Here is a 3722-nt window from a genome sequence, read left to right as displayed (position 1 = left end):
CCGTCGCCGCCAGGATTGCCCGGCGGCTGAGGTCCGGCGGCGGCGTCACGCCCGGTTCGGGATCGTCACAGCGGCCACGCCGCGTCCCGATAGGCGCTGTCCCAGAACAGCCATTCCAGTCGGGTGGCCTGCGTAAAGGCCTCGTGCATCCGCGCGCGTACCACCGGGGACGCCTGCTCCGCGGCCCGGTCGGTGGCGGCGATCATCCCGGCCACGGCCGTGGCGAACTCCTCGCCCGCGTAGGTGCCGATCCAGGCCCGGTACGGGTTGTCGGCGGCGGCGCGGGCGAAGATGTCGTCGCCCACCGCCTTGTAGATCCAGAAGCACGGCAACAGGGCCGCGCAGAGCACCTCGAACTGCTCGGCATAGGCCGCGGCGAGGAGGTAGGAGACGTAGTGGTGGCAGGCCGGCGTCAGCGCGGTCGCCGCGAAGGTCTCCGGGCCGATCGCGTAATCCCGGAAGAACCCGCCATGGAGCGCACGCTCGACCACGATGGCGTCCTGCGCGGCGCGCGAGAATTGCACGATCCCGTCCGGGTCCGGCGCCTTCGCGGCGGCGAGGCTCAGCGCACGGCCGAAGCCGATCAAGTAATGCGCGTCCTGCACGATGTAGTGGCGGAAGCGATCCTGCCGCAGCGTGCCGGCGGCGAGCTCGGCGTTGAACGGCATCGACCGGATCGTCTCGTAGGCCACCGCGTTGCGCGCCCACGCGTCGCGGGAGAACGCGTTCGAGCCGGTGTCACCGTCGGTCAAAGGCAGCTCCTGCCCGGTTTCTGTGAGGGCGTCAGCCCTGTCGCTGGGCGTGCGTGACGGCCACGTGGATCAGTTCGGCCAGCGTCCGGACGCCGAGCTTCTGGCGCATCTGCGAGCAGGCGTTGGTGACGGTCTTGTAGCTCACCGACAGGTCGGCCGCGATGGCACCGTAGGAGCGACCCTGGGCCAGCCGCGCCAGGATCTGCTGCTCACGGGGGGTGAGCTGGGATTCGGGAGTCCGGCGGGCGTCGGCGCGCAGCATCGCGACCTCGGTGGCGAGCCGGCGGTCGAGGTAGACCTCGCCGACCCTGACCTTGCCGAACGCCTCGAACAGCTCCGCCGAGGCGTGGTCCTTCAGCACGTAGCCCAGCGCACCGGCCTCAAGCGCCCGCGCCACGATTACCGGATCGTTGTGCATGCTGAACACCAGGATGCGCGTCTCCGGGGCGACCGCGCGGATGCGACGGATCAGGCCGAGCCCGGCCATGCCGCTGCCCTGGAAGGTGAGGTCGCAGATCACCACCGGCGGACGCAGCCGGTGGAAGATCCGGTAGCCGCCGACCACCGTGGTCGCCTCCGCGATGGTCTCGACCCCGGAATCCTCGAGGACCCGGCGACAGCCCTGGAGGACGATCGGATGATCGTCGATCACGAGGACCGGTAAGCGTGTGGCGGCGGCGTCGATCTGGGAGGCGATGGCGTTCATGCGCTCGGCGCGTTGTTGTTCTCGTCGACCCGCTCCGGCGGAACGGGGATCGTGATCTTGACGATTGCTCCGGGGCCGGCATTGTCAAGGGCGAAGGTACCATCCAGCGCCTCGACTCGCTCGCGCATCCCCGACAGACCGAGCCCGGTGCGGTGTTCGAGCGGGATTCCGGTCCCGTCGTCGCGGATCGTGACGCGCAATAGGCCGTCCGCTTCCACGGCCTCGGCCTCGACCCGGGTGGCGGCGCCGTGCCGCACGGCGTTGGTCGCGCTCTCCTGCACACAGCGGAACACCGTGAGGTCCACGAGGTCGCCATAGCCGCGGGCCAAGCCGTCGAACCGGCCGACGAAGGCGGTGCCGGGATGGCGCTGACCGAAGCCGCGCAGCATCAGATCGAGGCAGGTGGCGAGCGGCGCCTGCCCAAGCCCGTGCGGGCGCAGACGGTTCAGGAGTTCCCGGTTGACGGTCTGGACCTGCCCGACGATGGCGCTGATCTCGGCCGCCCGGGTGGCGAGCTTTTCACGATTGGGCTCGGCCGCGCCCGAGGCGATCCGGGCGATCGACGCGGCGTTGGCCTCCAGGGCGAACAGGCAGGGGCCGAACTCGTCGTGCAGTTCGAGCGCGGTGCGGCGGCGCTCGTCGTCCTGCGCGGTGAGCAATTGCCGGTTGAGGCGACCGTTGGCGGCGCGGACCTCGCTCAACGCGGCGGCGACCTTGTTGAACCGCTCGGCGATCACCGCCAGCTCCCGGGCGCCGGGGGGCTCCAGGCGCGCGGTGTAATCATGGTGCTCCAGCTGGGTCAGGCCGGCGCCCAGCCGCTGCAGGGGTGCCAGGATGCGCCCGAGGGCCAGATAGAGCGCGATCAGCATCGCGGCGTTGATCGCCAGCGTGGTCATCGAGAGCGCCCGGGCATAACCCCAGATCTCGTCGATCTCGTCCATCGGCTGGGTGGTGATCTGCGCGGTTCCGAGGGTCTGCCCGTTGACCACGATCGGCAGGGTGTGGCGCTCGATCGGCGGCATGATCAGGTCGGCGAACCAATGGGGCGCCTCGCGCTCGGCCCGGTGCGGCGGCATCGGTTTGCCGACCTGGTCGCCGTCCGCTTCCAGGACCGCGACGCGGACGTGCCGCAGGACCTTGAAGCGGAGGTCCAAGGTCTGGAGCAGCGTGTCCGGCGAGGCGGTGTCGGACAGGCGGATCGTGTCGGCGACCAGGGACTCGACGGTGGCCAGCGAGGCGCGGGTCTCGACCCGCACCGCGTTGCGCGCGTTGAGCACGATCACCCCGCAGGAGATCAGAGCCGCCAGCGCGTCGATGAACAACACGACCGCGACGAGCCGGGCCCGGGTCGACCAATCGGTCCACGACCAGAAGCCGGCGCGGTGCCTGTCGGGCGGTGCAGCCGAGATGGGAAGCTGAGTCGGTGTCGTATCCACGCCGAGACGCATAGCGCATCGTCCCGGCGACCGGAACCGGCTCGATGCGCTAGCTTTTTGATTCACATCGTCTTTTCCCCGTAAGCCAGTGGCCGCCTTCGGGAATTGTGCTCGCGCTGGCCTGTGGGCGAAGCCTCTGCCGCCGGGTCCCGCGAGTCGCTTCGGACGATGACGGCCCTGGCCCGGGGAAAGGCGGCGCCCCGGCGCTGTCGAAGCCGTACCGCGGCAATCGAACCGACTACGGATTCTTAAGCGGCTTCAGCTTATCTTGTGGATAGCCGAGCTCAGATGGGCCGGGCACCCGATACGACGCGACATCTTTGCGCCGTATTGCGGTTTCTCTATCGACGGCAGAGTCGATCCATCTCCGCAACGATGGAGAACGGCGGCCGGTCGTGGGGGGCCCGGTCGCGCGCGTCGTGCACCGTGTCAGAGACCCCGGACCATGATGGACCTCGCCCTGGACCCGTCCGACACCCGGCCGCATCGGTCGCCGGATCTCCGTCCCGGACGCAAGCCCAGCCTGCGACTGGTCCTGGCCGGGCTGGTCGGTGTCAGCGCGCTCGCGGGCTTCGGAGTCGCCGCCTCGACCCTGATGGCAGGGCTCGCAGCCCCGACACCCGTCAAGCTGGGACCGTCGAGCCGGGCCGCTGACTGGCCCGAATTGAAGGACGGTCTTCCGGCCGTCGCCGGAATCGCTCCGGCCGTTCCCGTCACGCCGAAGCCGGCTGAGCCTGAGAAGCCGGCCCTGCGCATGGCCGTCCTGCCGGAGGCCTTGGCGCCAGCGCCGGCCGTCGCGAGCCCGCCCATGTCCGCGCCGGCCAGAAG

General features: G+C 70.2%; 3 protein-coding genes and 1 pseudogene. 1 reads left to right on the top strand and 3 read right to left on the bottom strand.

Annotated elements, in window-relative coordinates; translation table 11 throughout:
* Window positions 1-65: 65 nt before the first annotated feature.
* From tenA to FV228_RS23115, 3 genes are read right to left on the bottom strand one after another with little or no spacing between them, the layout of a single operon-like run.
* The gene (gene tenA / locus FV228_RS23125; protein WP_246694003.1) at window positions 66-752 is read right to left on the bottom strand and encodes a thiaminase II; all 687 of its coding nucleotides are present in this window, start codon (window positions 750-752) and stop codon (window positions 66-68) included.
* A 31-nt stretch (window positions 753-783) separates the two neighbouring features.
* The gene (locus tag FV228_RS23120; protein WP_007561188.1) at window positions 784-1458 is read right to left on the bottom strand and encodes a response regulator transcription factor; all 675 of its coding nucleotides are present in this window, start codon (window positions 1456-1458) and stop codon (window positions 784-786) included.
* Entirely contained in the window at window positions 1455-2906 is a 1452-nt protein-coding gene (locus FV228_RS23115; protein WP_246694002.1) for an ATP-binding protein, read from the bottom strand. The genes FV228_RS23120 and FV228_RS23115 overlap by 4 nt, the downstream gene beginning before the upstream one ends.
* Window positions 2907-3339: 433 nt before the next feature.
* On the opposite strand from FV228_RS23115, the pseudogene FV228_RS23110 reads away from it, so the two are divergent.
* Window positions 3340-3722 (top strand): annotated as a pseudogene (locus tag FV228_RS23110) (hypothetical protein); the annotation flags it as partial.

Origin of the sequence: Methylobacterium sp. WL18 (assembly GCF_008040015.1) — a bacterium.
Taxonomy (GTDB): Bacteria; Pseudomonadota; Alphaproteobacteria; order Rhizobiales; family Beijerinckiaceae; genus Methylobacterium; species Methylobacterium mesophilicum.
The sequence above is the reverse complement of the archived record's forward strand: the minus strand, read 5'-3'. Positions and strand labels throughout refer to the sequence as shown.

Coding starts and splice junctions, on each gene's coding strand:
- FV228_RS23115 (WP_246694002.1), bottom strand. CDS start 2,906: ATGCGTCTCGGCGTGGATACGACACCGACTCAGCTTCCCATCTCGGCT.
- FV228_RS23120 (WP_007561188.1), bottom strand. CDS start 1,458: ATGAACGCCATCGCCTCCCAGATCGACGCCGCCGCCACACGCTTACCG.